General features: G+C 59.4%; 25 protein-coding genes. 16 read left to right on the top strand and 9 right to left on the bottom strand.

Features of this window, described 5'->3' with window-relative positions:
* Positions 1-14 precede the first annotated feature (14 nt).
* Together FEZ21_RS22025 and FEZ21_RS22020 are read left to right on the top strand one after the other, a co-directional pair.
* Entirely contained in the window at positions 15-488 is a 474-nt protein-coding gene (locus FEZ21_RS22025) for a WbuC family cupin fold metalloprotein (RefSeq protein ID WP_127196065.1), read from the top strand.
* Between the two features lie 79 nt (positions 489-567).
* On the top strand, positions 568-1,509 hold the full coding sequence (locus FEZ21_RS22020) for an AEC family transporter (RefSeq protein WP_003439849.1): 942 nt from the start codon (positions 568-570) through the stop codon (positions 1,507-1,509).
* A gap of 26 nt (positions 1,510-1,535) precedes the next feature.
* Here FEZ21_RS22020 and FEZ21_RS22015 read toward each other — a convergent pair whose 3' ends face one another.
* From FEZ21_RS22015 to gatC, 5 genes are all read right to left on the bottom strand, one after another.
* Entirely contained in the window at positions 1,536-2,576 is a 1,041-nt protein-coding gene (locus tag FEZ21_RS22015; RefSeq protein WP_003439850.1) for a calcium/sodium antiporter, read from the bottom strand.
* 49 nt (positions 2,577-2,625) lie between these two features.
* A complete protein-coding gene (locus tag FEZ21_RS22010; protein WP_160628399.1) occupies positions 2,626-2,997 on the bottom strand; it encodes a septal ring lytic transglycosylase RlpA family protein in 372 nt (123 codons plus the stop codon).
* Positions 2,998-3,168: 171 nt separating this feature from the next.
* Positions 3,169-4,614, bottom strand: a complete 1,446-nt coding sequence (gene gatB / locus FEZ21_RS22005) for an Asp-tRNA(Asn)/Glu-tRNA(Gln) amidotransferase subunit GatB (protein WP_003439852.1) — start codon at positions 4,612-4,614, stop codon at positions 3,169-3,171.
* Between the two features lie 10 nt (positions 4,615-4,624).
* Positions 4,625-6,076, bottom strand: a complete 1,452-nt coding sequence (gene gatA / locus FEZ21_RS22000; RefSeq protein ID WP_003439853.1) for an Asp-tRNA(Asn)/Glu-tRNA(Gln) amidotransferase subunit GatA — start codon at positions 6,074-6,076, stop codon at positions 4,625-4,627.
* Positions 6,077-6,091: 15 nt separating this feature from the next.
* Positions 6,092-6,379 (bottom strand): Asp-tRNA(Asn)/Glu-tRNA(Gln) amidotransferase subunit GatC, encoded by a 288-nt coding sequence (gene gatC, locus FEZ21_RS21995; protein WP_003439854.1) that lies wholly within the window; start codon positions 6,377-6,379, stop codon positions 6,092-6,094.
* 210 nt (positions 6,380-6,589) lie between these two features.
* Between gatC and mreB the strand changes: the two genes are divergently transcribed.
* From mreB to tldD, 8 genes are all read left to right on the top strand, one after another.
* Positions 6,590-7,627, top strand: a complete 1,038-nt coding sequence (mreB, locus tag FEZ21_RS21990) for a rod shape-determining protein MreB (RefSeq protein WP_003439856.1) — start codon at positions 6,590-6,592, stop codon at positions 7,625-7,627.
* A gap of 144 nt (positions 7,628-7,771) precedes the next feature.
* Positions 7,772-8,851, top strand: a complete 1,080-nt coding sequence (gene mreC / locus FEZ21_RS21985; RefSeq protein WP_081481299.1) for a rod shape-determining protein MreC — start codon at positions 7,772-7,774, stop codon at positions 8,849-8,851.
* Positions 8,851-9,339 carry a rod shape-determining protein MreD gene (gene mreD, locus FEZ21_RS21980; protein WP_003439859.1) on the top strand — a complete coding sequence of 163 codons (489 nt, stop codon included), beginning with the start codon at positions 8,851-8,853 and terminating at the stop codon, positions 9,337-9,339. The genes mreC and mreD overlap by 1 nt, the downstream gene beginning before the upstream one ends.
* Before the next feature lie 52 nt (positions 9,340-9,391).
* Positions 9,392-9,997, top strand: a complete 606-nt coding sequence (locus tag FEZ21_RS21975; protein WP_003439861.1) for a nucleoside triphosphate pyrophosphatase — start codon at positions 9,392-9,394, stop codon at positions 9,995-9,997.
* Positions 9,998-10,053: 56 nt separating this feature from the next.
* Positions 10,054-11,511: a ribonuclease G gene (rng, locus tag FEZ21_RS21970; RefSeq protein WP_060781831.1), complete on the top strand. Its 1,458-nt coding sequence runs from the start codon at positions 10,054-10,056 to the stop codon at positions 11,509-11,511.
* A gap of 72 nt (positions 11,512-11,583) precedes the next feature.
* Positions 11,584-15,396, top strand: a complete 3,813-nt coding sequence (locus FEZ21_RS21965; protein ID WP_127196064.1) for a YhdP family protein — start codon at positions 11,584-11,586, stop codon at positions 15,394-15,396.
* Between the two features lie 36 nt (positions 15,397-15,432).
* Positions 15,433-16,272, top strand: coding sequence for a carbon-nitrogen hydrolase family protein (locus tag FEZ21_RS21960; RefSeq protein ID WP_160628397.1), 840 nt, complete (start codon positions 15,433-15,435; stop codon positions 16,270-16,272).
* Between the two features lie 172 nt (positions 16,273-16,444).
* Positions 16,445-17,887, top strand: coding sequence for a metalloprotease TldD (gene tldD / locus FEZ21_RS21955; RefSeq protein WP_003439875.1), 1,443 nt, complete (start codon positions 16,445-16,447; stop codon positions 17,885-17,887).
* Between the two features lie 45 nt (positions 17,888-17,932).
* On the opposite strand, the gene yjgA is transcribed toward tldD, so the two are convergent.
* Entirely contained in the window at positions 17,933-18,454 is a 522-nt protein-coding gene (gene yjgA, locus FEZ21_RS21950; protein ID WP_003439877.1) for a ribosome biogenesis factor YjgA, read from the bottom strand.
* Between the two features lie 107 nt (positions 18,455-18,561).
* On the opposite strand from yjgA, the gene pmbA reads away from it, so the two are divergent.
* From pmbA to FEZ21_RS21920, 6 genes are all read left to right on the top strand, one after another.
* Positions 18,562-19,908, top strand: a complete 1,347-nt coding sequence (gene pmbA / locus FEZ21_RS21945) for a metalloprotease PmbA (RefSeq protein ID WP_003439879.1) — start codon at positions 18,562-18,564, stop codon at positions 19,906-19,908.
* 151 nt (positions 19,909-20,059) lie between these two features.
* Positions 20,060-20,455 carry a hypothetical protein gene (locus FEZ21_RS21940; protein WP_003439881.1) on the top strand — a complete coding sequence of 132 codons (396 nt, stop codon included), beginning with the start codon at positions 20,060-20,062 and terminating at the stop codon, positions 20,453-20,455.
* Positions 20,448-21,824: a lyase family protein gene (locus FEZ21_RS21935; protein WP_127196061.1), complete on the top strand. Its 1,377-nt coding sequence runs from the start codon at positions 20,448-20,450 to the stop codon at positions 21,822-21,824. Before FEZ21_RS21940 ends, FEZ21_RS21935 begins: the two co-directional genes overlap by 8 nt.
* A 20-nt stretch (positions 21,825-21,844) precedes the next feature.
* Positions 21,845-22,294: a hypothetical protein gene (locus tag FEZ21_RS21930; protein WP_003439884.1), complete on the top strand. Its 450-nt coding sequence runs from the start codon at positions 21,845-21,847 to the stop codon at positions 22,292-22,294.
* A gap of 1 nt (position 22,295) precedes the next feature.
* The gene (locus FEZ21_RS21925; protein WP_003439885.1) at positions 22,296-22,907 is read left to right on the top strand and encodes a superoxide dismutase; all 612 of its coding nucleotides are present in this window, start codon (positions 22,296-22,298) and stop codon (positions 22,905-22,907) included.
* 27 nt (positions 22,908-22,934) lie between these two features.
* Complete coding sequence (locus FEZ21_RS21920) at positions 22,935-23,828, top strand: ZIP family metal transporter (RefSeq protein ID WP_003439886.1); 894 nt, start codon at positions 22,935-22,937, stop codon at positions 23,826-23,828.
* Between the two features lie 47 nt (positions 23,829-23,875).
* Here the strand turns inward: FEZ21_RS21920 and FEZ21_RS21915 are convergent, their stop codons facing one another.
* Genes FEZ21_RS21915 through ptsN form a run of 3 tightly spaced genes read right to left on the bottom strand, consistent with a single transcriptional unit; the run spans position 23,876 to position 25,489 of the window.
* Positions 23,876-24,148 carry an HPr family phosphocarrier protein gene (locus FEZ21_RS21915; protein ID WP_003439887.1) on the bottom strand — a complete coding sequence of 91 codons (273 nt, stop codon included), beginning with the start codon at positions 24,146-24,148 and terminating at the stop codon, positions 23,876-23,878.
* A gap of 16 nt (positions 24,149-24,164) precedes the next feature.
* A complete protein-coding gene (rapZ, locus tag FEZ21_RS21910) occupies positions 24,165-25,022 on the bottom strand; it encodes an RNase adapter RapZ (RefSeq protein WP_003439888.1) in 858 nt (285 codons plus the stop codon).
* A 5-nt stretch (positions 25,023-25,027) separates the two neighbouring features.
* On the bottom strand, positions 25,028-25,489 hold the full coding sequence (ptsN, locus tag FEZ21_RS21905) for a PTS IIA-like nitrogen regulatory protein PtsN (protein WP_003439889.1): 462 nt from the start codon (positions 25,487-25,489) through the stop codon (positions 25,028-25,030).
* Position 25,490 lies beyond the last annotated feature (1 nt).

The raw sequence follows: 25,490 nt of genomic DNA, 5'->3' as shown, positions 1-25,490 counted from the left end.
AGGACGTTGAAACCATGACCCGCCCCAGCTTTCTCGATCAATCGCTCTTCAACGACCTGGCAGAGAAAGCTGCCGGCAACCCCCGTGGTCGCCAGCATCACAACTTGCATCAGATGGAAGAGGCCTGCCATCGCATGGTGGTGGGGCTGCAACCCTCAACCTATGTACCGCCGCACCGTCACCTGGGCAGCGACAAGGCTGAGACCCTGCTGGTACTCAAGGGCACGCTTGGCGTCCTGATTTTCGATGAAGAAGGTCGGGTGCTCGACAAGCGCGTATTGCAAGCCGGGGGCGGGAGTCTGGGGGTCGATCTGCCAGCAGGTATTTTTCATGGGCTGGTGGTGCTTGAGGACGACAGCCTGATGTTCGAGTGCAAAGCCGGGCCTTATCGGCCGGTTGGAGACGGCGAACTGGCACCCTGGGCTCCTCGCGAGGGTGAGCCCGCAGTGGCCGAGTATCATTGCTGGATGCGTGCGCAATTTGATTAAACTGCGGGTTGACGCTGGCTAACTAAACGTCTGATTCCGCATACGATCTTCCTCCCGATCGCCATCAGGCTGACTCGATATGCTGGCTATTTTCCTTCAGACACTCTCTATCACGGCTCCCGTGTTTGCCATGCTGTTTCTGGGCGTTGTGCTCAAGCGTGTGGGCTGGATCAATGACAACTTTATCCACACTGCGTCGGCACTGGTGTTCAACGTCACCATGCCGGCGTTGTTGTTTCTGGGTATTTTGCATGCCGATCTCAGGGCCGCCTTGCAGCCCAAGGTACTCGGCTATTTCACCGTAGCGACGCTGGTCAGTTTTGCCCTGGCCTGGGGCTGGTCGATCTGGCGTTGCCCTCGTGCTGAGCGGGGCATCTACACTCAGGGCGCGTTTCGCGGCAACAACGCGGTCATCGGCCTGGCCCTGGCGGCCAGCATGTATGGCGATTACGGTATCTCCCTGGGGGCAGTGCTCGCGGCCCTGGTGATTCTGCTCTACAACACCTTGTCGACCATCGTGCTGGCGGTGTACAGCCCGGTGATCAAGTCCGATCCCTGGAGCATCTGTAAAAGCGTGTTCAAGAACCCGCTGATCATCAGCGTGCTGGTGGCAGCCCCTTTTGCCGCGTTCAAGATCGGCCTGCCCCATTGGCTGCTGACCTCGGGTGAGTATCTGGCGTCGATGACCTTGCCGCTGGCGCTTATATGTATCGGCGGCACGCTGTCGTTGGCGAGTTTGCGTAAAAGTGGTGACCTGGCGCTGAGTGCAAGCCTGGTGAAAATGGTCAGCCTGCCATTACTGACCACGCTGGGCGCCTGGCTTTGTGGTTTCCGGGGGGCCGAGCTGGGGACTTTGTTTCTGTACTTTGCCAGCCCCACAGCTGCCGCCAGCTATGTCATGGCCCGGGCGGCCAACGGCAATCATGAACTGGCAGCCGCGATTATCGTGATCACCACCCTGATGGCTGCGATCACCACCAATATCGGGATCTTTGTGTTGCAGTGGGGCGGCTGGATCTAGCCAGCCCCGGGTGGTCACAGCGTGGCTCAGTGTTGTCGACGCCAGGCGCGCAAGGTGCTGAGCAGCAGAAACACCAGCAGCGCCGGCAAGACATAAAACAGCATCAGGTGCTCGAGCCTGCCGGCCAGGGGCATGCCGGTAGTAAAGGACACCACGTGCAGTCCGTAAGCCAGGTACAGCGCCAGAAGCAATATGCCTTCGCCGCGGGTGACGCGGTATCCGGTATAGAACACGGGCAGGCACAGTGCCGCGACGCCCAGCATGACCGGCAGGTCGAACGTCAGGGCATTGGGCGAGACCGACAGGGGCTCCGGTGCCACAAGCGCCGTGAGGCCGAGCACACCCAGCAGGTTGAAGACATTACTGCCGATCACGTTGCCGACGGCAATCTCGCGCTGGCCGCGCAGGGCTGCGATCAGCGAGGTGGCCAGTTGTGGCAGCGAGGTGCTGACAGCAATGATGGTCAGGCCGATGATGCGTTCGGACAGTCCCCACTCGGTGGCAATGTCGACCGCTGCGCCCAGCAGCAGGTGCCCGGCCAGACCCAGCAAGACCAGGGCGGCAAGCATTTGCAGGCCGTTGCGCAGGCTTGAAGTGCGGGGCAGGTCGTGGCTGGCGTGATGATGGCCGCTGTGGCGTGACTGGCGCAGCAGCAGACCGAAATAGACCAGCAGGCCGCAGAGCAATATGACGCCATCCAGGCGGTCGAGTTGCCTGTTCAGGGCCAGGGCGAACACCAGACCGCTGGCCAGGATCATCAGTGGAATGTCCAGGCGCACCAGCTGGCGTGACACGCGCAGTGGAATAATCAGTGCCGAGAGGCCGAGAGTGACCAGAATATTGAAGATATTGCTGCCGATGACGCTGCCGACGGCAATGTCCGGGGTGTCATTGAGCGCGGCTTGCAGGCTGACGGTCATTTGCGGCGCGCTGCTGCCCAGGGCGACCACCGTCAAGCCGATCAGCAATGGGCGCACTTTCAGATTGGCGGCTATACGCATGGCGCAGCGCACCAGCAGTTCGGCGCCAGCAATCAGTAAAACAAGGCCGCAGAGCAGTTGCAGCAAGCTCCACGGTGATAATGCGTTCAACCCTAAAATGTCCGGCACTCCTCAATTAATCGCTCAAGCCTTGAACCCTGACTTTGGCTATACCGCTGCTCAGCATACCCAACTGTTTTGCCGCCTGGCGTGAAAGATCGATCAGCCGGCCCCGGGTATGGGGTCCGCGATCATTGATGCGCACGATGACAGACTTGTTGTTGCCAAGGTTGGTGACCAGTACCCGGGTGCCGAATCGCAGGCCGGGGTGGGCGGCGGTGAGACCATGCTGGTTGAAGGGCTCGCCGCTGGCGGTCAGTTTGCCGTGATGGCGGGCGCCGTAATAGGAGGCAATGCCGGTTTTGTCATAGCCGCGGGGGTCTATGTCATGGCTGGCACAGCCGGCGAGCAAGCTGAGCAGGGCGCAGGCGCCGAGTAGCCGCTTCATGGGGGAATCCTTTTATTGCGGGGTGTGTGGGGTTACCCAAATCCTGTGGGGGGCTGGCTTGCCAGCAATGACATCGTCTCCGTTCAATGGACCAGTCGCTTTGCCTGAATCGCTGGCAAGCCAGCTCCCGCGGGAGATCCGGGGTCAACACATCTCCCGCAGGATTGTTGCTTAGCCTTCGAGCTTGCTTTTGAGCAGTTCGTTGACCTGTTGCGGGTTGGCTTTGCCTTTGGAAGCTTTCATCGCCTGGCCCACGAAAAAGCCGAACATCTTGCCGCGTTTGGCTTCATCGGCCGCGCGGTATTGTTCGACCTGTTCTGCGTTGGCCGCCAGCACGTCGTCCAGCACCTTCTCGATCGCGCCGCTGTCGGTCACTTGCTTGAGACCGCGCTTGTCGATCACTTCGTCGGCGCTGCCTTCACCATTGGCCATGGCTTCGAACACCACCTTGGCGATTTTTCCGGAGATGGTGTTGTCGGTGATGCGCAGCAACATGCCACCCAGTTGCTCGGCGCTGACCGGCGACTGGTCGATATCCAGGCTTTGCTTGTTGAGCAGGCTGCCCAGTTCAACCATGACCCAGTTGGCCGCCAGTTTGGCGTCGCCGGCGATGTTTACCACTTTCTCGAAGTAGTCGGCCTGTTCACGGCTCGAAGCCAGAACGCTGGCGTCATAAGCGGAAAGGCCGAACTGCGACTGGAAGCGCTCGCGCTTTTGCGGTGGCAGTTCCGGCAGGGTGGCGCGCACGTCTTCGATGAACGAATCTTCGATGACCACCGGCAGCAGGTCCGGATCGGGGAAGTAACGGTAGTCGTTGGCTTCCTCCTTGCTGCGCATGGCGCGGGTTTCGTCCTTGTTCGGGTCATACAGGCGCGTTTGCTGAATCACCTTGCCGCCGTCTTCGATCAGCTCGATCTGACGTCGTACTTCGCTGTTGATGGCTTTTTCGATAAAGCGGAACGAGTTGACGTTTTTGATCTCGCAGCGGGTACCGAACTCAGCCTGGCCAACCGGGCGAATCGACACGTTGCAGTCGCAACGCAGCGAACCTTCGGCCATGTTGCCGTCGCAGATGCCCAGGTAGCGCACCAGGGCGTGCATCGCCTTGACGTAGGCTACGGCTTCCTTGGCGCTACGCATGTCCGGCTCGGAAACGATTTCGAGCAGGGGCGTACCGGCACGGTTCAGGTCGATGCCGGTGGAGCCGCTGAAGTCTTCGTGCAGGCTTTTGCCCGCGTCTTCTTCCAGGTGCGCGCGGGTGATGCCGACACGTTTGACGGTGCCGTCTTCCAGAGTGATGTCCAGATGGCCCATGCCGACGATCGGCAACTCCATCTGGCTGATCTGGTAGCCCTTGGGCAGGTCGGGGTAGAAGTAGTTTTTGCGGGCAAACACGTTGTGCTGAACGATTTCGGCATCAACCGCCAGGCCAAACATGACGGCCATGCGCACGGCTTCCTGGTTCAGCACCGGCAATACGCCAGGCATGCCCAGATCAACCAGGCTGGCCTGGGTGTTCGGTTCGGCACCAAAGGTGGTGGCGCTACCGGAGAAAATCTTCGATTGGGTGGCGAGCTGAGAATGAATTTCCAGCCCGATCACAACTTCCCATTGCATGTGTTTCTCCTCAGAAGCCGGCAGGTGAGCGCAGATGCCAGTCGGTATTCAACTGGTACTGGTGCGCGACGTTGAGCAAGCGACCTTCCTGGAAGTAGGGCGCAAGCAGCTGCACGCCGACTGGCAGGCCATCGACAAAACCGGCCGGCATCGACAGGCCCGGCAGGCCCGCGAGGTTGGCGGTGATGGTGTACACGTCTTCCAGGTAGGCAGAAACCGGGTCGCTGTTTTTAGCGCCGATTTTCCAGGCCGGGTTAGGTGTGGTCGGGCCGAGGATGATGTCGACTTCATTGAATGCAGTCATGAAGTCGTTTTTGATCAGGCGACGGATTTTCTGCGCTTGCAGGTAGTAAGCGTCGTAGTAGCCAGCCGACAGGGCGTAGGCACCTACCAGGATCCGGCGCTGTACTTCCGGGCCAAAGCCTTCGGCGCGTGAACGCTTGTACAGGTCGGTGAGGTCTTTCGGGTCTTCGCAGCGGTGGCCGAAGCGCACGCCGTCAAAACGCGACAGGTTGGAAGAGGCCTCGGCAGGGGCGATCACGTAGTACGCAGGAATGGCGTGCTGCATGTTGGGCAGGCTGATGTGCTTGATCACGGCACCCAGTTTTTCGAGCTCTTTGATGCTGGTGTGGATCAGCTGCGCGATACGCGGGTCCAGGCCTTCGCTGAAATACTCTTTCGGCACGCCGATGCGCAGGCCCTGCAGCGAACCGTTGAGGCTGGCGCTGTAGTCCGGCACGGGTTCGTCGATGCTGGTGGAGTCCTGCGGATCAAAACCGGCCATGCCCTGCAACAGGATGGCGCAGTCTTCGGCAGTGCGGGCCAGCGGGCCGCCCTGGTCGAGACTGGAGGCGTAGGCGATCATGCCCCAGCGCGAAACCCGTCCGTAGGTAGGTTTCAGGCCGGTGAGGTTGGTCAGGGCGGCCGGCTGGCGGATCGAACCGCCGGTATCTGTGCCCGTTGCAGCAGGCAGCAGACGAGCGGCAACGGCCGCAGCCGAACCTCCCGACGAACCCCCTGGCACGTGCTCCAGATTCCACGGGTTTTTCACCGCGCCGTAGTAGCTCGACTCGTTGGCCGACCCCATGGCGAATTCGTCCATGTTGGTCTTGCCCAGGCTCACCGCGCCTGCAGCGGCCAGTTTGGCGACCACGGTGGCGTCATACGGGGCCTTGAAGTTGTCGAGCATCTTCGAGCCGCAGCTGGTGCGTACGCCCAGGGTGCAGAACAGGTCCTTGTGACCGATCGGTGCACCCAGCAGTGCGCCGGTTTCACCGTTGGCGCGACGTGCGTCAGCGGCCTTGGCCTGCTCGAGGGCGAGGTCTTCGGTGAGGGTGATGAAGCTGTTGAGCTGAGGATCGAGCTGGGCGATACGCGCCAGCAAGGTCTTGGTCAGCTCTTCGGAAGAAAACTTTTTATCGGCGAGTCCGCGGGCGATCTCGGCCAGAGTCAATTGATGCATGCAGGCTCTTTCCCTTTACTCGATGACTTTCGGAACCAGATAAAGGCCATTTTCGACCGCTGGTGCGATGGACTGGTAAGCCTCGCGATGATTGCTTTCAGTCACGACGTCTGCGCGCAGGCGCTGGCTGGCTTCCAGGGGGTGTGCCAGAGGCTCGATACCGGTGGTGTCGACAGCCTGCATCTGATCAATCAGCCCCAGAATGCTATTCAGGGCTTCGGTGGTGCGTGGGATATCAGCATCATTGAGACCCAGACGGGCCAAATGAGCGATTTTTTCCACGTCGGAGCGTTCAAGCGCCATGGGATTCTCCAGTGGAAAACAGGACGGATGCTATCCGTGTGTTAGATTGTCGGAACACTACCGCATTTCTACGGTCATATGGCCGCGATTGTGGGGGTTGGTGCTCTGAAAAGCTGCCAATTTAACATATTGGCGCCTTGCCCAAAATCCCTGTCGTTGTTAGAGTTTGCCGCACTTTTTTACCCACGCGTTGCCTAGGGTCCCTTTCCCATGTTCAAGAAACTGCGTGGCATGTTTTCCAGCGATCTTTCCATCGACCTGGGCACTGCCAACACCCTGATTTACGTGCGTGAGCGCGGTATTGTCCTGAATGAGCCATCGGTTGTGGCTATTCGGACGCACGGTAACCAGAAAAGTGTCGTTGCTGTCGGCACCGAGGCCAAGCGCATGCTGGGCCGTACACCGGGTAATATTGCAGCCATTCGTCCGATGAAAGATGGCGTTATTGCCGACTTCAGCGTTTGCGAAAAAATGCTGCAGTACTTTATCAACAAGGTGCACGAAAACAGCTTTCTGCAGCCAAGCCCCCGGGTTCTGATTTGCGTACCTTGCAAATCGACTCAGGTAGAGCGTCGCGCCATCCGCGAATCGGCACTCGGTGCCGGTGCCCGTGAAGTGTTCCTGATCGAAGAGCCGATGGCAGCTGCTATCGGTGCCGGCTTGCCGGTTGAGGAAGCACGCGGCTCGATGGTTGTCGATATCGGTGGTGGTACCACTGAAATCGCGCTGATCTCCCTGAACGGTGTGGTTTACGCCGAATCCGTACGGGTTGGCGGCGACCGCTTCGACGAAGCGATCATCACTTATGTGCGCCGTAACTACGGCAGCCTGATCGGTGAATCGACGGCCGAGCGCATCAAGACCGAAATCGGTACGGCTTTCCCGGGCGGTGAAGTGCGTGAAGTAGACGTGCGTGGCCGTAACCTGGCGGAAGGTGTACCGCGTGCCTTCACCCTGAACTCCAACGAAGTGCTCGAGGCTCTGCAAGAGTCGCTGGCAACCATCGTTCAGGCCGTGAAAAGTGCACTGGAACAGTCCCCGCCAGAGCTGGCTTCGGACATCGCCGAGCGCGGTCTGGTACTGACCGGTGGTGGCGCCTTGCTGCGTGACCTCGACAAGTTGCTGGCCCAGGAAACCGGTCTGCCGGTAATCGTTGCCGAAGACCCGCTGACCTGCGTTGCACGTGGTGGTGGCCGTGCGTTGGAAATGATGGATAAACACACGATGGACTTGCTTTCCAGCGAATAAGATCGCGTGGTGCAGTCCCATGGTTATCACCAGAAGGTAGCACTTTGCAGTGCTGCCTTTTGGCGTTTATCTTCTGTCAATCTTCATCCAGGCCGTTTTGAAGCCGTATGAATAAATTGAACACTTGCCTGGGAGGAGCGGCTTATTAAACCGCTCTTCGCCAAAGGCCCCTCATTGGGCGTGCGCTTGTTGGTGCTGGTCGTGCTATCGGTCGCGCTAATGGTAGTGGATGCCCGCTTCACATTGCTCAAACCCGTGCGCAGTCAGATGTCGCTGGTGCTGATGCAGTCCTACTGGATCACCGATTTGCCGCAGCGCTTGTGGCAGGGTGTGGCCAGTCAGTTCGGCAGTCGTACCGAACTGGTCGCGGATAACGAGAAACTCAAGACCGAAAACCTTCTGCTTCAGGGGCGCATGCAAAAGCTGGCCGCCCTGACCGAGCAGAACGTCCGCCTGCGCGAGTTGTTGAACTCTTCTGCGCTGGTTAACGAGAAGGTTGAGGTGGCCGAGTTGATCGGCATGGACCCGAACCCCTTTACCCATCGCATCATCATCAACAAGGGTGAGCGCGACGGCGTCGTGCTGGGCCAGCCGGTACTCGATGCTCGCGGCCTGATGGGGCAAGTGGTCGAGTTGATGCCCTACACCTCGCGGGTTTTGCTGCTGACCGATACCACCCACAGTATTCCGGTGCAGGTGAACCGTAACGGTTTGCGTGCCATCGCCAGCGGTACGGGCAATCCCGAGCGTCTGGAATTGCGCCATGTGGCCGATACTGCGGATATCAAAGTGGGCGATTTGCTGGTCAGCTCGGGCCTGGGGCAGCGTTTCCCGGCCGGCTATCCCGTGGCAACCGTCAAAGAAGTGATTCACGACTCGGGTCAGCCGTTCGCCATTGTGCGTGCCGTTCCGACCGCCGCCCTGAACCGCAGCCGCTATTTGCTGCTGGTATTTAGCGACAGTCGCACCCCCGAAGAGCGGGCCAACGATGCCGCCAAGGCCCAGGAGGCCGAGCAAAACGGTGAGGCGCCGCCGATCATTCCGGCAACCGTGCCCAAACCGGCAGCGCCTGTGGTTGTACCTGCGCCAGCGCCAGCGCCTGCTCCGGTTGCTACCCCGGTTGCGCCTGCGGTCAAAGCCGTGAAAAAACCTGTTCCAGCGCCAACCCCCGCCGCGGCCACCCCGCCAGCAGCTGCGCCGGCCACGACTCGGGAGAGGCAATAATGGCGAGTACTCGTTCGAATAATGGCTGGATCATCTGGCTAACGTTCGCCATCGGCCTGTTACTCAGCATTTCACCGATGCCGCAGTTCATGGAAATCCTGCGCCCGCTCTGGCTGGCGTTGCTGCTGGCTTTCTGGACCCTCTACATGCCGCATAAAGTGGGCATGGTCACGGCCTGGTGCCTGGGGTTGGCCGAAGATGTGCTGTACGGCACGTTGCTGGGGCAGAACGCGCTGATTTTGACCCTCATCACCTTCCTCGTACTGTCGCTGCAGCAGCGTCTGCGGATGTTCCCCATGTGGCAGCAGAGTCTGGTGATCCTGGTTATTTTCGGTCTGGCCCAACTGGCCCAGTTATGGCTAAGTGCTTTGACCGGCAACCGTCAGCCGACCCTGGCCCTGATTCTGCCTGCGTTGGTCAGCGCACTGCTCTGGCCATGGGTCAGTTACGGGCTTCGCGGGTTGCGCCGACGCTTCAAAATCAATTAACAGGAGCGCGAGCCATTTCCTGGTTTGTGCACTTTGACAGGGAGATGTCACGATGCTTTCGCTTTATCTGGCTTCCGGTTCGCCACGTCGACGTGAGTTACTGACTCAAATCGGCGTGCCGTTCAACACCATCAGTGCTGCCATTGATGAAACCCCTCTTGCGAATGAGTCCCCTGCGGCCTATGTCGAGCGCCTGGCGCACGAAAAGGCCAGGGCGGGATGCGATCGGCTGCTCAAATCCATACTCAGTAGCACTTTTTGTGTGTTGGGCGCCGACACTGCTGTGGTACTTGATGGCCAGATACTCGGCAAGCCGGTCGATGAGGTCGATGCCATGGCTATGCTCATGGCGCTATCCGGCCGCGAGCATGAAGTGCTGACGGCCATTGCGATTATGGATGCCGAGCGCTGCGAAACCCGCGTGATACGCAGCCGGGTCAGCTTTCGAAACATCAGCAAACAAGAAGCCAGACTGTATTGGGCCAGCGGTGAACCTCAGGATAAAGCAGGCGGTTACGCCATCCAGGGGTTGGCCGCAGTCTTTGTTTCAGGCCTCAATGGCAGTTATTCGGGCGTAGTGGGGTTGCCTGTGTGCGAAACCGCAGAACTGCTGGGGCATTTCGGCATACCCTGTTGGCAAAACCTTAACGTGCACTGAATTGTGCACCTACGAGACGTGGCACTAATGTGATGACGCCTGAACGAGACCCAGCCATGAGTGAAGAGATCCTGATCAACATCACGCCGATGGAATCGCGCGTGGCGGTGGTAGAGAACGGTGTTCTGCAAGAGGTGCATGTCGAGCGTACCCAGCGCCGGGGCATTGTTGGCAATATTTATAAAGGCAAGGTGGTCAGGGTTTTGCCCGGCATGCAGGCTGCCTTTGTCGATATCGGTCTGGATCGTGCTGCTTTTATTCACGCTTCTGAAATTTCCCTGCGCGAAGGCCAGGCCGTTGAAAGCATCAGCGCCCTGGTGCATGAAGGCCAGAGCCTGGTGGTGCAAGTCACCAAAGACCCGATTGCCTCCAAGGGCGCGCGTCTGACCACTCAGTTATCCATCCCTTCACGCTATCTGGTGTACATGCCGCGCACGGCCCATGTCGGTATTTCGTTGAAAATCGAAGACGAAGCCGAGCGTGAGCGCCTTAAACAGGTGGTCAGCGATTGCGTGGCCAAAGAGGGGATCAAGGAAGCCGGTGGTTTTATCCTGCGCACGGCGGCCGAGGGTGCCGGGGCAGATGAAATCCTGATGGATATTCGTTATTTGCGGCGGCTGTGGGACCAGATCGGAGCACAGATCAAAACCGTCGGTGCCCCGACCGTGATCTATGAAGACCTGGGCCTGGCGTTGCGCACACTGCGTGACCTGGTCAGCCCCAAGATTGAAAAAATCCGCATTGATTCCCGCGAGACCTTTCAACGGACCACGCAGTTTGTTGCCGAACTGATGCCGGAAATTGCCGATCGCCTGGAGCACTACCCGGGCGAGCGTCCGATTTTTGATTTGTATGGCGTCGAAGACGAGATCCAGAAAGCACTGGATCGCAAGGTACCGCTCAAGTCCGGCGGTTATCTGGTGGTTGACCCGGCAGAAGCGATGACCACCATCGACGTCAACACGGGTGCGTTTGTGGGGCACCGCAATCTCGAAGAAACCATCTTCAAGACCAATCTGGAAGCTGCCACCGCCATTGCCCGGCAACTGCGCCTGCGCAACCTGGGCGGTATCATCATTATCGACTTCATCGACATGGAAGATGAAGAGCACCAGCGTCAGGTATTGCGCACCCTCGAAAAACAACTCGAGCGTGATCACGCCAAGACCAACATCATCGGCATTACCGAGCTGGGTCTGGTGCAGATGACCCGCAAGCGCACCCGCGAAAGCCTTGAGCAGGTACTGTGCGAGCCCTGCGTGTGCTGTCAGGGGCGCGGCAAGCTGAAAACCGCAGAAACTATCTGCTACGAAATTTTCCGTGAAATTCTGCGCGAAGCTCGTGCTTATCAGGCTGTTGGCTATCGTGTATTGGCTAACCAGAAAGTTGTCGACCGCTTGCTGGATGAAGAATCGGGCAACGTCGCGGAGCTGGAAGGATTTATCGGGCGTACGATCCGTTTTCAGGTCGAAACCATGTATTCCCAGGAACAATACGACGTGGTGCTGCTCTGAAGTATCCTGCATGCCGCATTAAAAAGGGGCTAACTCCTGCCCCTTTGATCATCATTGAAGGGGCCGCCTGACATGGAGCGTCTGACACGCTTTTTTGCCGCGTTGACCCGCTGGGGATTAGGGGCCTGTGCCCTGATTTTGGTACTCACGGCTTTGTACGTCAGCCTGGGCCGCGAGCTCACGCCGCTGATCGCCGAATATCGCCTGGAAGTCCAGAACAAAGCCCGTGAAGCCTTGGGCGTGCCCTTGACCATTGGCAGCCTTGAAGGGCGCTGGGATGGCATGGGGCCGGTGCTGCTGGCCCACGATGTCATGGTCGGCGAGGGCAACAGTGCCCTGCGTCTGGATCAGGTACAGGTGGTTCCCGATGTCTGGGCCAGCCTGCTGAACCGCGACATTCGCCTCGCCCATGTGCAACTCGATGGCCTGCAACTGAGCTTGCGTCAGGACCAGGCCGGTCATTGGGCGCTTGAAGGTTTTGCGCTCCAGGACGATCAGCCGCTGGACCCGGAGCAATTGCTCAATCAACTGCAGCAGGTTGCCCGGGTGTCCCTGCTCGATAGCCAGGTAACTCTGGAACCCTGGAAGCACGCCCCGCTGACCCTGACTTATGTGGGGCTTACCCTTGATGCGGGCGCCTCTGATCAGCGTCTCGATACCCGCTTCACCCTGCCTGACGGCCAGCCTGTGGCGATGAGTCTCAAAACTCAAATCCAGGCCGGTCACTGGCGTGACGGTGCAGCCCAGGCTTATCTGAGCCTGCCACAAAGTGATTGGGCCAAATGGCTGCCAGCCAGCCTGATCAATCCCTGGAAAGTGTCTGAGCTAAAAGCCGGTGGCGAATTCTGGTTTAACTGGAGCAAGGGCTCGGTGCAAAGTGCCGTTGCGCGCTTGAACGCGCCATCCATGCGCGGTGCTTATGCAGAGCGCAAGCCTGAGGCGATTGAGGACCTGGCAATGCGTGCCTGGATTCAGCGCGCAGATCAGGGCTACAAGGTGGTGCTGGACTCGCTGGCGATGAATGTGGGCAAGAGCCGCTGGGAAACCCGCATGCAACTGCAACAGTTCGCAGCCACTGATAAAGAACTGGAGCGCTGGCATCTACAGGCCGATCATCTGGACCTGACCCCGATCACCCCGTTGATGGATTCCCTCGCGCCGGTGCCAGAGGCCGCCGCTGAAGTCATCGACCAGCTGAAAGTGACGGGCACATTACGTAATGTGCTGGTCGACTACCGGCCCGCTGCGACCGACGAGCAAAAGCTCAGTTTCGCAGCCAACTTGCAGCAAGTGGGCTTCAACGCCACCCACGGTGCGCCGGCGGCACGGAATGTCAGCGGATTGATCAGCGGCGACCTGGGCAAGGGCGAGCTGCGACTGGACAGCAAAGATTTCTCGCTGCACCTGGAGCCGATTTTTGCCAAGCCCTGGCAATACCTGCAGGCCAACGCCTTGCTCACGTGGAAGCTGGATGAAAACAGCTTCACCCTGATAGCACCTGCCATCAAAGTGCTGGGGGAAGAAGGCAAGATTGCCGCTGACTTCCTGATCCGTATTCATATGGATCACTCTGAAGAAGACTATATGGACCTGCGGGTCGGCCTGACCGATGGTGATGGGCGCTTCACTCCAAAATACCTGCCTGAGGTATTGAGCCCGGCGCTCACCGAATGGCTGAGTACGGCCATCATCAAGGGCTCGGTTGACGAAGGTTTCTTCCAGTATCAGGGCTCGCTCAGTCACGATGCGGTGGCCGCCGCGCGCAACATCAGCCTGTTCTTCAAGGTTCATGGCGCCGAGCTGGATTTCCAGCCCGGCTGGCCCCATGTGCGCAATGTGTCGGGTGATGTATTCATCGAAGACAGCGGCGTACGCATCATGGCCAGCAAGGGCCAGTTGCTCGACACCCAGGTGCGTAATGTCGCGGTCAGTATTCCCCACGTGCCGACTGGCAAGGTCAGCCATCTGTACCTGGACGGTGACTTCGACGGTGGCCTGGGCGACGGTTTGAAAATCCTCCAGGAGGCGCCGATAGGCACGGCTGAAACCTTTGCCGGCTGGCAAGGCGAAGGCTCGCTCAAAGGCCGGGTCAACCTTGATATCCCGCTGGAGAAAGGTGTCGAACCGAAAATTCTGGTGGACTTCAAAACCGACAAGGCGCGTTTGAAACTGAGCAATCCCGAACTTGAATTGACCCAGCTCAAGGGCGACTTCCGTTTTGACAGCGCCAAAGGTTTGAGCGGTAAAGGTATCAGTGCCAGGGCTTTTGATCGTCCGGTCACCGCGCAGATATTCGCCGATGGCAAACCTGGCAGGCTGAGTACCCGGGTTGTTGCCAGTGGTCAGGTCGGGGTCAAGAAACTCACCGACTGGCTCAAGTTCTATCAGCCGATTCCGGTCTCCGGGGATTTGCCTTATCAACTGCAACTCACCCTGGATGGTGCGGACAGCCAGTTGCGGGTCAGCTCCAGCCTCAAGGGGGCGGTGGTTGACCTGCCTGCACCCTTCGGTCTGGCCGCCAACCAGACCCGCAACAGCGTATTTCGCATGACCTTGCAGGGCGCCGAGCGCCGTTACTGGTTTGACTACGGTGATCTGGCAAACCTGACCTTCGCTGCGCCTGACGGCAAATTCGAAGACGGTCGTGGCGAGTTGTTTCTGGGGGCTGGCGATCCCGTGTTGCCACCCGGTAAAGGGTTGCGTATTCGCGGCGTGCTGTCGGAACTGGATGTTGCTCCCTGGCAGGCACTGGTCGAGCGTTATGCGGGCAAGGACCCCGGAGGCAGCGCCAAGCAGATGCTCAGCAGTGCGGATTTCAAAGTCGGCAAGCTGAACGCGTTTGGTACGCAACTGGATCAGGTCAGTCTGCAAATGAAGCGCAGCGCGGCGTCCTGGGGCTTACAGATCAATAGCAAACAGGCCACCGGCGCAGTGACCTTGCCCGATGCCAAAAATGCCCCGATCGTGATCACTATGCAGACCATTCGCCTGCCGGCGCCTGATCCCAAGGCGGTGACTGACGACAATGCTCCGGACCCGCTGGCTTCGGTTGATCCACGCAAAATACCGGCGCTGGACATCATCATTCGCCAGCTTTATCAGGGGTCTGACTTGTTGGGTGCCTGGTCGCTGAATGTGCGGCCGAACAACCGCGGCATCAGCCTCAACAATCTGAACCTGGGGCTCAAGGGCTTGCTGCTCGAAGGCTCGGGCGGTTGGGAAGGGGGAGCCGGTGCCAGCAACAGTTGGTACAAAGGCCGTATCGGCGGACGCAACCTGGCCGATGTCCTGAAGAACTGGGGCTTTGCGCCGAGTGTGACCAGTAACAATTTCCATGTCGACGTCGATGGGCGCTGGCCCGGCTCTCCGGCCTGGATCGGCCTCAAGCGCTTCTCGGGCACTCTGGATGCCTCGCTGAACAAAGGTCAGTTTGTCGAGGTCGATGGCAGCGCTCAGGTGCTGCGTATCTTTGGCCTGCTGAACTTCAATGCCATCGGCCGCCGCTTGCGTCTGGACTTCTCGGATCTGTTTGGCAAGGGCCTGAGCTATGACCGGGTCAAAGGTGTGCTGAATGCCACAAATGGCGTTTACAGCACCTCCAGACCGGTCCTGATGACCGGGCCGTCGACTAACCTTGAACTCAGCGGCACGTTGAATATGATCACCGACCAGGTCAACGCCAAGTTGCTGGTCACGCTGCCTGTGACCAACAATCTGCCCCTTGCGGCGCTGTTGGTGGGCGGGCCGGCGGCAGGCGGAGCAATGTTCTTGCTCAACAAGTTGATCGGTGATCAGGTGTCGCGCTTCGCCAGCGTGCAATACAGCATCCAGGGCCCGTGGGCCGATCCGAAGATCACCTTCGACAAGCCTTTTGAGAAAAACTAGGAGTAGCATGGCGTCAGACATTTCAAGGAGTGCGCCATGTCGTTTGCAGTGATTCAGATGGTCAGCCAGAGCGATGTGCTGGCCAATCTGGCCCAGGCCCGCCGCCTGTTGGAGCAGGCCGCCGGGCGTGGCGCGCGGCTGGCGGTATTGCCCGAAAATTTCGCGGCTATGGGTCGCCGGGATATCGCCGATATCGGCCGCGCCGAGGCCATGGGGCAGGGGCCGATCCTGCCATGGTTGAAACAGGCCGCCCGAGACCTCAACTTATGGATAGTGGCGGGTACTTTGCCGCTGCCGCCCGAAGGGCAACCAGATGCCAAGGTCAATGCCTGCTCATTGTTGATCAACGCCGATGGCGAGCAGGCCGCGCGATACGACAAACTGCACCTGTTTGATGTGGACGTGTCTGACAGTCGTGGCCGTTACCGTGAATCCGATGACTATGCGCCCGGGGCACAGGTAGTGGTGGCAGATACCCCGGTTGGCAAACTGGGCCTGAGCGTATGTTACGACCTGCGTTTTCCGGAGCTGTATAGCGAACTGCGGGCTGCCGGGGCTGAATTGATTACCGCGCCTTCGGCCTTTACCGCCGTTACCGGGCAAGCACACTGGGACATACTGATCCGTGCCCGGGCGATAGAAACCCAATGCTACCTGTTGGCTGCAGCCCAGGGTGGCGTGCATCCCGGGCCGCGTGAAACCTGGGGGCATGCTGCAATTATCGACCCTTGGGGGCGCGTGCTGGCAGAGCAGGCCCAGGGCGAAGGGGTGCTGCTGGCCGAGCGCGACAATGCCGAGCAGGCGGCCATCAGGGCGCGCATGCCGGTGGTGAATCATCGACGATTTTTTTCCCGGGGCGCTCAGGAGCAGGTTTAGAGGCGTTTCGGTCAGATGCATTTTTTGTGGGAGCTGGCTTGCCAGTGATAGCAGCACGGACAGAGACAGATCAACTCGTCTGCATCGCCGGCAAGCCAGCTCCCGCAGTAATTTTCAGGCCCGTGGGTTCAGCACTCAAAGATGCTGAAGCAGGGGCCAAGACGGAGTGAATATGAGCGACTTGTTGACCTCAGTCAGCGAACATCTGCTGGCACCGGGCGGTGTCACCATTGAAAGCCTGCAAAGTGTTTTGGGTGATCTGGCCGGGCCGGGCATCGACGCAGCAGATCTGTATTTCCAGGGCCAGATATCCGAGTCCTGGGCGCTGGAAGACGGCATCGTCAAGGAAGGCAGCTTCAGCCTTGATCAAGGTGTCGGCGTGCGCGCCCAGTCTGGCGAGAAAACCGGATTTTCCTACAGTAACGCCATCACCCTGGAAGCACTGGGCCTGGCTGCACGTGCTGCGCGCTCGATCTCGCGCGCCGGGCAAAACGGTACCGTTCAGGCTTTCACCACCCAGGACGTGGCGCAGTTGTATGCGCCCGACAACCCGCTGGAAGTGATCAGCCGCGCAGAAAAGGTCGAGTTGCTCAAGCGTATCGATGCTGCTACCCGGGCCCTTGATCCGCGTATTCAGCAGGTCACCGTGAGCATGGCCGGGGTCTGGGAGCGGATCCTGGTGGCATCCACCGACGGCGGTCTGGCTGCGGATGTGCGGCCTTTGGTGCGCTTCAATGTGAGTGTCATCGTTGAGCAAAATGGCCGGCGCGAGCGCGGTGGTCATGGCGGTGGCGGACGTACCGATTACCGCTACTTCCTCACTGAAGACCGTGCCATGGGCTATGCCCGTGAGGCGCTGCGCCAGGCACTGGTCAATCTTGAGGCCGTACCGGCTCCAGCGGGCACCATGCCGGTGGTACTGGGTTCCGGCTGGTCCGGCGTGTTGCTGCACGAAGCAGTCGGTCATGGCCTGGAAGGCGATTTCAACCGCAAGGGCAGTTCGGCCTACAGCGGGCGCATGGGCGAGATGGTTGCCTCCAAGCTGTGCACCATCGTTGATGACGGCACCCTGGCCGGTCGTCGTGGCTCGCTGAGCGTGGATGACGAAGGCACCCCGACCGAGTGCACCACGCTGATCGAAAATGGCGTACTCAAGGGTTACATGCAGGACAAGCTCAATGCCCGACTGATGGGTGTGGCCCGCACCGGCAATGGCCGTCGCGAGTCCTACGCGCATCTGCCGATGCCGCGCATGACCAACACCTACATGCTGGGTGGCGAAAGTGATCCGGCCGAAATCATTGCTTCGGTGAAGAAAGGCATCTACTGCGCCAATCTGGGCGGCGGACAGGTGGATATCACCAGCGGCAAGTTCGTGTTCTCCACCAGTGAGGCGTACATGATCGAAGACGGCAAAATCACTTACCCGATCAAAGGCGCGACCCTGATTGGCAACGGGCCGGAAGCGATGAGCAAGGTGTCGATGGTCGGTAACGATCTGACGCTGGACAGCGGCGTGGGCACGTGTGGCAAGGATGGGCAGTCGGTGCCGGTGGGTGTGGGTCAGCCAACCTTGAAGATTGACGCGATCACCGTAGGCGGTACAGGCGGGTGATAAAGACTGGGTGGACTGCAATGCAGCCCACCCATTGGTCGGGGATCAACGCAGACCGCGTTGAACCTCGTCCAGGTCACGAATGTACTTGAACAATTTGCGGCTTGCGGCCGGCGCCTTGTTATGGGCAAGTTCGTGTTGAGCCTGACGCACGAGCGAACGCAATTGCTGGCGGTCGGTCTCGGGGAAATCGGCAACGAACTTTTCAAGTACGTCGTCGGAGCCCGCAATCAAGCGGTCACGCCAGCGTTCGAGTCCGTGGAAACGTTCGTTGTATTGGCGCGAAGAGGCATCTACTTGATCAATCAATGCAAGGATTTCGTCGATCGGTTGATCACGCATCAGCTTGCCGATGAACATCATATGGCGCTTGCGCGCAATATTGGCCGTGTGTTTTGGAGCATCTGCCAGAGCCTTGCGCAAGGCGTCGGTCAAAGGCAGTTTTTTCAGCAAATCAGGCTTGAGTGTCGTGAGACGCTCGCCCAGATCAACCAGAGCATGCAGCTCTTTCTTGACCTGTGTTTTGCTTTTTTCGCCGTCGAAGGCGTCGTCGTAAGAATCAACCATGGTGGCAGTCCGCAAAGAAACGCCGCCATGATAACCAGTCGGGGGCCGCTTGTCCGGCCCGGTCGCTCGGCGGCCCTGCCGAAAACAGAATTTGAGTGGAGAAAACCATGAGTGCAGTACAAAGCGTCGGCCCGCAGGCCTTGCCGGCACTGCAGGAGCAAGTAGAGCAAATCATTGCTGAAGCCAGGCGTCAGGGGGCCAGCGCCTGTGAAGTGGCAGTGTCACTGGAGCAGGGGCTGTCGACTTCTGTACGTCAGCGCGAAGTTGAAACCGTTGAGTTCAACCGCGACCAGGGATTTGGCATCACGCTCTATGTGGGTCAGCGCAAGGGGTCGGCCAGCACTTCGGCCACCGGTCCCGATGCCATCCGCGAAACCGTTGCGGCGGCTCTGGCAATCGCCAAACACACTTCTGAAGATGAAAGCTCGGGCTTGGCCGACGCCAGCCTGATGGCGCGCGACCTGAAAGACTTTGATGTCTTCCACACCTGGGATATCACCCCGGAACAAGCCATCGAAAAAGCGCTGGCTTGTGAAGCCGCGGCATTCGAGGCCGACAGCCGCATCAAAAACGCCGACGGCACCACCCTGAGCACCCACCAGGGCTGCCGGGTGTATGGCAACAGCAACGGTTTTATCGGTGGCTCGGCTTCGACCCGCCACAGCCTGAGCTGCGTGATGATTGCCGAAGGCGACGGCCAGATGCAGCGTGACTACTGGTATGACGTTAATTGCCAGGGTGAGTTGTTGATGGATGCAGCAACCATCGGCAAGCGCGCTGCAGAGCGGGCGGCCCGGCGACTGGGTTCGCGTCCGGTGCCCACCTGCGAAGTGCCGGTGCTGTTCTCGGCCGAGCTGGCCGGCGGCTTGTTTGGCAGCTTCCTGGGGGCGATCTCGGGGGGCAACCTGTACCGCAAGTCATCCTTCCTGCTGGACGCGATGGGTCAGCAGATCTTCCCTGAATGGCTGACCCTGGATGAGCGCCCGCATTTGATGCGTGCCATGGGCAGTTCGTCGTTCGATAACGATGGCCTGGCCACCTACGCCAAACCGTTCATCAAAGACGGCGAGCTGGTGTCCTACATCCTCAGCACCTATTCCGGACGCAAGCTGGGCCTGCCAAGCACCGCCAACGCGGGCGGCGTGCACAACCTGTTCGTGACCCATGGCGATGAAGACCAGGCCGCGTTGATCCGGCGCATGGGACGCGGTTTGTTCGTCACCGAGCTGATGGGCAGCGGGCTTAACATGGTGACGGGGGATTACTCCCGTGGCGCCGCAGGTTTCTGGGTCGAGAATGGCGAGATCCAGTTCCCGGTTCAGGAAGTGACCATCGCCGGCAACATGCGTGACATGTTCAAGCAGATCGTTGCCGTAGGTAATGACCTGGAGTTGCGCAGCAACATCCGCACCGGCTCCGTGTTGATTGAACGGATGACGGTGGCTGGCAGCTAATTCCTCCCGGCGTACACCAGGGCGTATCACCTGTCGGGGGGATACGCCTTTTTTGTGTCTGCACAAGATTGCGCGGCACAGCCTTTAGCAGGCTTGTGTTGATAATCAATATCGCTTAATAATGAATCTCATTATCGAGTGAGCCTGGGTCATGAGTTCTGCCTTGCATGAAGGGCCTTATCTGGAAAGCTGGCGCTGGATGAGCCGCCAGATCCGTTGCGGGCTGGCGCCTGATGAACCGCGCCTGATTGAGCACTACCTGGCCGAGGGCCGCTATCTGGCCTGCTGCACGTCAACGTCGCCCTGGACGATTGCCGTGACCAGCTTCCGGCTGCTGCTGGACACCGCAAGCGACACTGCGCTGCCCTGGCAGTGGCGCACCCTGTGTCTGGACCACGCCTGGCGTCCGCTGCGCGATATCGAAACTCAAGCCCTGTGTGCCTGCCGCCTCAAGCACTGGCAAAGCTTTGCCTGGCGATTGGCAACCTGCGAGCTCGAGCCCTCCATTTCTCTAACAGAACTGCTGCAAGGATTTCCCGATGAGTAATACCCGTATCGAACGTGACAGCATGGGTGAATTGCACGTGCCTGAGGCTGCGCTGTATGGCGCCCAAACCCAGCGTGCGGTGAATAACTTCCCGATCAGTCATCAGCGCATGCCCGCGCAATTCATTCGCGCACTGATCCTGGCCAAGGCTGCCGCGGCCAAGGCCAACGTAGAACTCAAGCAGATCAGCGAAGCGCAGGGCAGCGCCATAGTCGAGGCCACGCAGATTCTTTTGGCCGGCGATTTCATGGAGCACTTCCCGGTGGATATTTTCCAGACCGGCTCGGGCACCAGCTCCAACATGAATGCCAACGAAGTGATTGCTACGCTGGCCTCCCGGGTACTGGGAGAGGCGGTCAATGCCAATGATCACGTCAACTGCGGGCAAAGCAGCAACGACATCATCCCCACCACCATTCACGTCAGCGCCGCGCTGGGCCTGCATGAGGAGCTGCTGCCGGCGCTGTCCCATCTGGTGCAGGTGATTGAGCATAAGGCTGAACAGGTTCACGTTTACGTCAAAACCGGCCGCACGCACCTGATGGACGCCATGCCGGTGCGCATGAGCCAGGTTCTCAATGGCTGGGCGCAGCAGCTGCGGGCCAATATCGGGCACTTGCACGACCTGCAGCCGGCCCTGCAATCGCTGGCCCAGGGTGGCACTGCTGTGGGCACCGGGGTCAACGCGCATGCGCAATTCGCCGGGCTGTTCAGTCAGCAGCTCAGCGCACTGACCCATGTGCAGTTCACGCCGGGTAAAGACCTGTTCGCCCTGATCGGTTCGCAGGATACCGCCGTATCCGTCTCGGGCCAGCTCAAGGCTACGGCCGTATCGCTGATGAAAATCGCCAACGACCTGCGCTGGATGAACTCCGGCCCGCTAGCCGGCCTGGGCGAGATCGAGCTTGAAGCCTTGCAGCCGGGCTCTTCGATCATGCCGGGCAAGGTCAACCCGGTGATTCCTGAAGCCACGGCCATGGTTGCGGCCCAGGTGATCGGCAATGACACGGTGATCACCATCGCCGGTCAGTCCGGCAATTTCGAACTGAATGTGATGTTGCCGGTGATTGCCCGCAACCTGCTGGGCAGCATCGAACTGCTGGCCAATTCCAGCCGTTTGCTGGCGGACAAGGCGATCGCCAGCTTCAAGGTTAACGACGCCAAGCTAAAGGAAGCGCTGTCGCGCAACCCGATTCTGGTGACGGCGCTGAATCCGATCATTGGCTATCAAAAGGCCGCTGAAATAGCCAAGACCGCCTATCAACAGGGGCGCCCGGTGCTAGACGTTGCCCTTGAATACACAGATCTGCCACGCAGCCAGCTTGAAGTCTTGCTCGATCCCGAGAAGCTGACAGCCGGCGGCGTTTAACCCCTCGCCTGGAGGTTCACATGGAGCACTGGAAACGCACGATCGAAAGAGCCAATCGCTGTTTCGCTGAGGGCGAGCTGGTCGATGCCCGCGAGCATTATCTGCAAGCGCTTGCGCTGGCCCAGGTACTGCTCGAGCGCTGGAGTGATGCCGATGAGGCGGTGGCGGCCTGCGTTATTTCGCACCACAACCTGGCAGATCTGCATCTGCGCCTCAATCAGCCAGAGGAGAGCGTCGAGTACCTCTGCGCCATTCACCAGCGCTTGTTGCAAACCATGCAGAACCCGCGTCTGGGGCCGGCATTGCGAGAAGCAGCGCTGCGTCAGAGCAGCAAAACCTATGTCGAGCTTTTGAACTTCATCAGCGATCACGGCGAATACCCGCGTTCCAATCTGTTGCTCAAAAGACCCGTGGCGCAGTCCGGTCACGGGTTTTCAACAGTCAGCGGCCATCATCCAGGAGCACATTGATATGACTTTTACCTTGCCTGCCTTGCCTTATGCCTACGACGCACTTGAGCCGCATATCGATGCGCAAACCATGGAGATTCACTACACCAAGCATCACCAGACCTATATCAACAACCTGAATGCCGCAGTGGAAGGGACTGAATGGGCGCAGTGGCCGGTTGAAAAATTGCTCGCCGGAGTTCAGCAACTGCCGGAAAAGCTGCGGGCCGCAGTCATCAACCAGGGTGGCGGACATGCCAATCACTCGCTGTTCTGGCAAGTCATGAGCCCGCAGGGCGGCGGTAATCCGGACGGTGCGCTGGCCAAGGCGATTGATCAGCAACTGGGTGGCCTGGAACTGTTCAAGGAGAACTTCACCAAGGCCGCCCTGACCCGTTTTGGCAGCGGTTGGGCATGGTTGAGCGTGACCCCGCAAAAGACCCTGGTGGTGGAAAGCAGCGGCAACCAGGACAGCCCGCTGATGAATGGCAACACCCCGATTCTGGGGCTCGACGTATGGGAGCACGCTTACTACCTGCGCTATCAGAATCGCCGTCCGGAATACATCAATGCGTTTTACAACGTGATCAATTGGCCAGAAGTGGCGCGCCGGTATCAAGCAGCGATTGCCTGAGCCTACTTAAAAGGATTCGGGCCGATTATGGGCACGCAAATATTGGCAGTCGGCGGGGTGCGGATGTTCCGTTATGCCCTCGGCATGCTCTTGCTGTTGGCGGGCACGGCCTTGTTGGTGGCCAAGGGACTGCTCTGGCTGGACCTTGAGCCAAGAATGTTGCGGGCGTTGCAGGGCGGATCGCTCTGCGCGCTGGGCACCGCTTTAGGCGCAGTACCGGTACTGGTTATCCGCAAAATGCCGGTGGCGGTGAGCGATACCTTGTTGGGCTTCGGGGCCGGGGTGATGCTGGCAGCCACGGCTTTCTCGCTGGTTGTGCCCGGCATTGCGTCGGCCCAAAGCCTGGGGTTGTCATCATGGGCGTCGAGCGGGCTGGTCAGCGCGGGCATCCTGCTGGGAGCGTTCTGTCTGTTTTTGCTCGATCGCAAGGTCAGCGGAGCGGGGCCGGAGATGTTCCTCAACCGGCCTGGCGAGCCGCTGATTGCGCCACGTATCTGGTTGTTTGTCATTGCGATTGTGGCGCACAACATTCCTGAAGGAATGGCGGTCGGGGTGTCGGCAGGGGGAGGCATGCCGGATGCCGATAGCCTGGCGATGGGCATCGCCCTGCAGGATGTGCCGGAAGGTCTGGTGATCGCATTAGTGTTGGCGGGTGCCGGGATGTCGCGGGTCAAGGCATTCCTGATTGGCGCCGCTTCCGGTCTGGTCGAACCGGTATTTGCGCTGCTCTGTGCCTGGCTGGTGAATTTGGCCGAGGTGTTGTTGCCACTGGGCCTGGCGCTGGCAGCTGGAGCCATGTTGCTGGTGGTGACGCAAGAAGTGATCCCCGAGTCGCGGCGCAATGGTCACGAGAAGCTTGCAAGCCTGGGGTTATGCGTCGGGTTCTGCTTGATGATGGTGATGGACACGGCGTTGGGGTAAACGCTGCAAACTGCCGGGGGAGCGTCTAGCGGCGCTCCTGCAATTGGTTATTCGCCCTCGTCAAAGTAGTTGTTGATGAGTTTGACCAGTGCATCCAGTGCTTCCTGCTCTTGTTCGCCCTCGGTCTTGAGGTGGATCTTTGTGCCCTTGCCAGCGGCCAGCATCATCATGGCCATGATGCTTTTACCATCGACCATGGATTCTGCGGTACGTCCTGCTCTTACCTGGCATGGAAACTGTCCGGCTATGCCTACGAACTTGGCGGATGCCCGAGCGTGCAAGCCCAGCTTGTTGATGATTTCAATTTCCAGTGCAGGCATCGCGGGGTTGATCCTTTCAAGTAAGGTCGCGGTGGCGAACCTGGACATTCTTCAGAGTTTGTTGCAGGCATTTGCCGAGTCGCTCGGTCAGATACACCGAGCGGTGATGACCGCCAGTGCAGCCGATCCCTATGGTGACATAGGCGCGGTTGCTGGCGGCGAAGCGGGGTAGCCATTTGAGCAGGTAGCTGGAGATGTCCTGGAACATCTCTTCGACATCAGGCTGCGCTGCCAGGTAATCCGCAACGGGCTGATCCAGTCCTGACAGCTCGCGCAGTTCGGGCTTCCAGTAGGGATTGGGCAAGCAACGCACGTCAAATACCAGGTCGGCATCGACCGGCATGCCGCGCTTGAAGCCAAACGACTCAACCAGAAAGGCTGTGCCGGGTTCAGGCTTGTTCAGCAGGCGCAGCTTGATGGTGTCGCGCAGCTGATACAGGTTCAGATTGGTGGTGTTGATCGTCAGGTCGGCAAGGTCGGCAATGGGCCCGAGCAACTGGCTCTCATCACGAATGGCCTCGGCCAGTGAACGGCTCGCGCTGCTCAGTGGATGCCGCCGACGGGTTTCCGAGAAGCGCTTGAGCAAGGTTTCTTCATCGGCGTCGAGGTACAGAACATCGCACTGGATATGCCGGTTGCGCACTTCTTCAAGCAATTGCGGAAAGCGTGACAAATGGCTTGGCAGGTTTCGCGCATCGATCGATACCGCCACCAGCGGCTGCGCCAGTTCAGTATGAATCAGTGCACGTTCCGCCAGCTCTGGCAGCAAGCCGGCGGGCAGGTTGTCGATGCAATAGAAACCGTTATCTTCGAGGACGGCGAGGGCGGTGCTTTTACCGGAGCCGGAGCGTCCGCTGACAATGACTAGGCGCATGATAATTAACCGTTCTGTACGTCCAGAACAACCTGATACAGCGCTTCGTTACTGGGTGCGCTGCGTAATCGTTCACGCACATCTTTGCGGTCGAGCATGCTGGCGATCTGCCGCAGCAGTTCCAGGTGTGCGTCGGTAGCAGCTTCTGGCACCAGCAAAACGAACAACAGGTCGACCGGCGCGCCATCGATGGCGTCGAAATCTATGGGAGCGTCAAGATGTAGCAAGGCACTGACAGGCGACTCGCAGCCCTTGAGGCGGCAATGGGGGATGGCGATGCCGTTACCAAAACCGGTGGATCCCAGTTTTTCACGGGCAATAAGGCTCTCGAAGACATCTTGCATTTCCAGACCCGGCACTTCGCGGCTGATCAGGGTGGCAATTTGTTCGAGTGCGCGCTTTTTACTGCCGCCCGGCGCGTTCACCAAGGAACGGCCGGGGGTCAGGATATTTTCAAGTCGAATCATG

The organism is Pseudomonas sp. 9.1(2019), assembly GCF_009910445.1.
GTDB lineage: Bacteria > Pseudomonadota > Gammaproteobacteria > Pseudomonadales > Pseudomonadaceae > Aquipseudomonas > Aquipseudomonas paraversuta.
This window is presented reverse-complemented; position numbering and strand designations above follow the sequence as displayed.

Coding starts and splice junctions, on each gene's coding strand:
- mreD (WP_003439859.1), top strand. CDS start 8,851: ATGGCGAGTACTCGTTCGAATAATGGCTGGATCATCTGGCTAACGTTC.
- tldD (WP_003439875.1), top strand. CDS start 16,445: ATGAGCGACTTGTTGACCTCAGTCAGCGAACATCTGCTGGCACCGGGC.
- pmbA (WP_003439879.1), top strand. CDS start 18,562: ATGAGTGCAGTACAAAGCGTCGGCCCGCAGGCCTTGCCGGCACTGCAG.
- FEZ21_RS21935 (WP_127196061.1), top strand. CDS start 20,448: ATGAGTAATACCCGTATCGAACGTGACAGCATGGGTGAATTGCACGTG.
- FEZ21_RS21965 (WP_127196064.1), top strand. CDS start 11,584: ATGGAGCGTCTGACACGCTTTTTTGCCGCGTTGACCCGCTGGGGATTA.
- FEZ21_RS21920 (WP_003439886.1), top strand. CDS start 22,935: ATGGGCACGCAAATATTGGCAGTCGGCGGGGTGCGGATGTTCCGTTAT.
- rng (WP_060781831.1), top strand. CDS start 10,054: ATGAGTGAAGAGATCCTGATCAACATCACGCCGATGGAATCGCGCGTG.
- FEZ21_RS21930 (WP_003439884.1), top strand. CDS start 21,845: ATGGAGCACTGGAAACGCACGATCGAAAGAGCCAATCGCTGTTTCGCT.
- FEZ21_RS21960 (WP_160628397.1), top strand. CDS start 15,433: ATGTCGTTTGCAGTGATTCAGATGGTCAGCCAGAGCGATGTGCTGGCC.
- FEZ21_RS21925 (WP_003439885.1), top strand. CDS start 22,296: ATGACTTTTACCTTGCCTGCCTTGCCTTATGCCTACGACGCACTTGAG.
- FEZ21_RS22025 (WP_127196065.1), top strand. CDS start 15: ATGACCCGCCCCAGCTTTCTCGATCAATCGCTCTTCAACGACCTGGCA.
- gatA (WP_003439853.1), bottom strand. CDS start 6,076: ATGCATCAATTGACTCTGGCCGAGATCGCCCGCGGACTCGCCGATAAA.
- FEZ21_RS21915 (WP_003439887.1), bottom strand. CDS start 24,148: ATGCCTGCACTGGAAATTGAAATCATCAACAAGCTGGGCTTGCACGCT.
- ptsN (WP_003439889.1), bottom strand. CDS start 25,489: ATGATTCGACTTGAAAATATCCTGACCCCCGGCCGTTCCTTGGTGAAC.
- FEZ21_RS21975 (WP_003439861.1), top strand. CDS start 9,392: ATGCTTTCGCTTTATCTGGCTTCCGGTTCGCCACGTCGACGTGAGTTA.
- mreB (WP_003439856.1), top strand. CDS start 6,590: ATGTTCAAGAAACTGCGTGGCATGTTTTCCAGCGATCTTTCCATCGAC.
- gatB (WP_003439852.1), bottom strand. CDS start 4,614: ATGCAATGGGAAGTTGTGATCGGGCTGGAAATTCATTCTCAGCTCGCC.
- yjgA (WP_003439877.1), bottom strand. CDS start 18,454: ATGGTTGATTCTTACGACGACGCCTTCGACGGCGAAAAAAGCAAAACA.
- gatC (WP_003439854.1), bottom strand. CDS start 6,379: ATGGCGCTTGAACGCTCCGACGTGGAAAAAATCGCTCATTTGGCCCGT.
- FEZ21_RS21940 (WP_003439881.1), top strand. CDS start 20,060: ATGAGTTCTGCCTTGCATGAAGGGCCTTATCTGGAAAGCTGGCGCTGG.
- FEZ21_RS22020 (WP_003439849.1), top strand. CDS start 568: ATGCTGGCTATTTTCCTTCAGACACTCTCTATCACGGCTCCCGTGTTT.
- FEZ21_RS22010 (WP_160628399.1), bottom strand. CDS start 2,997: ATGAAGCGGCTACTCGGCGCCTGCGCCCTGCTCAGCTTGCTCGCCGGC.
- rapZ (WP_003439888.1), bottom strand. CDS start 25,022: ATGCGCCTAGTCATTGTCAGCGGACGCTCCGGCTCCGGTAAAAGCACC.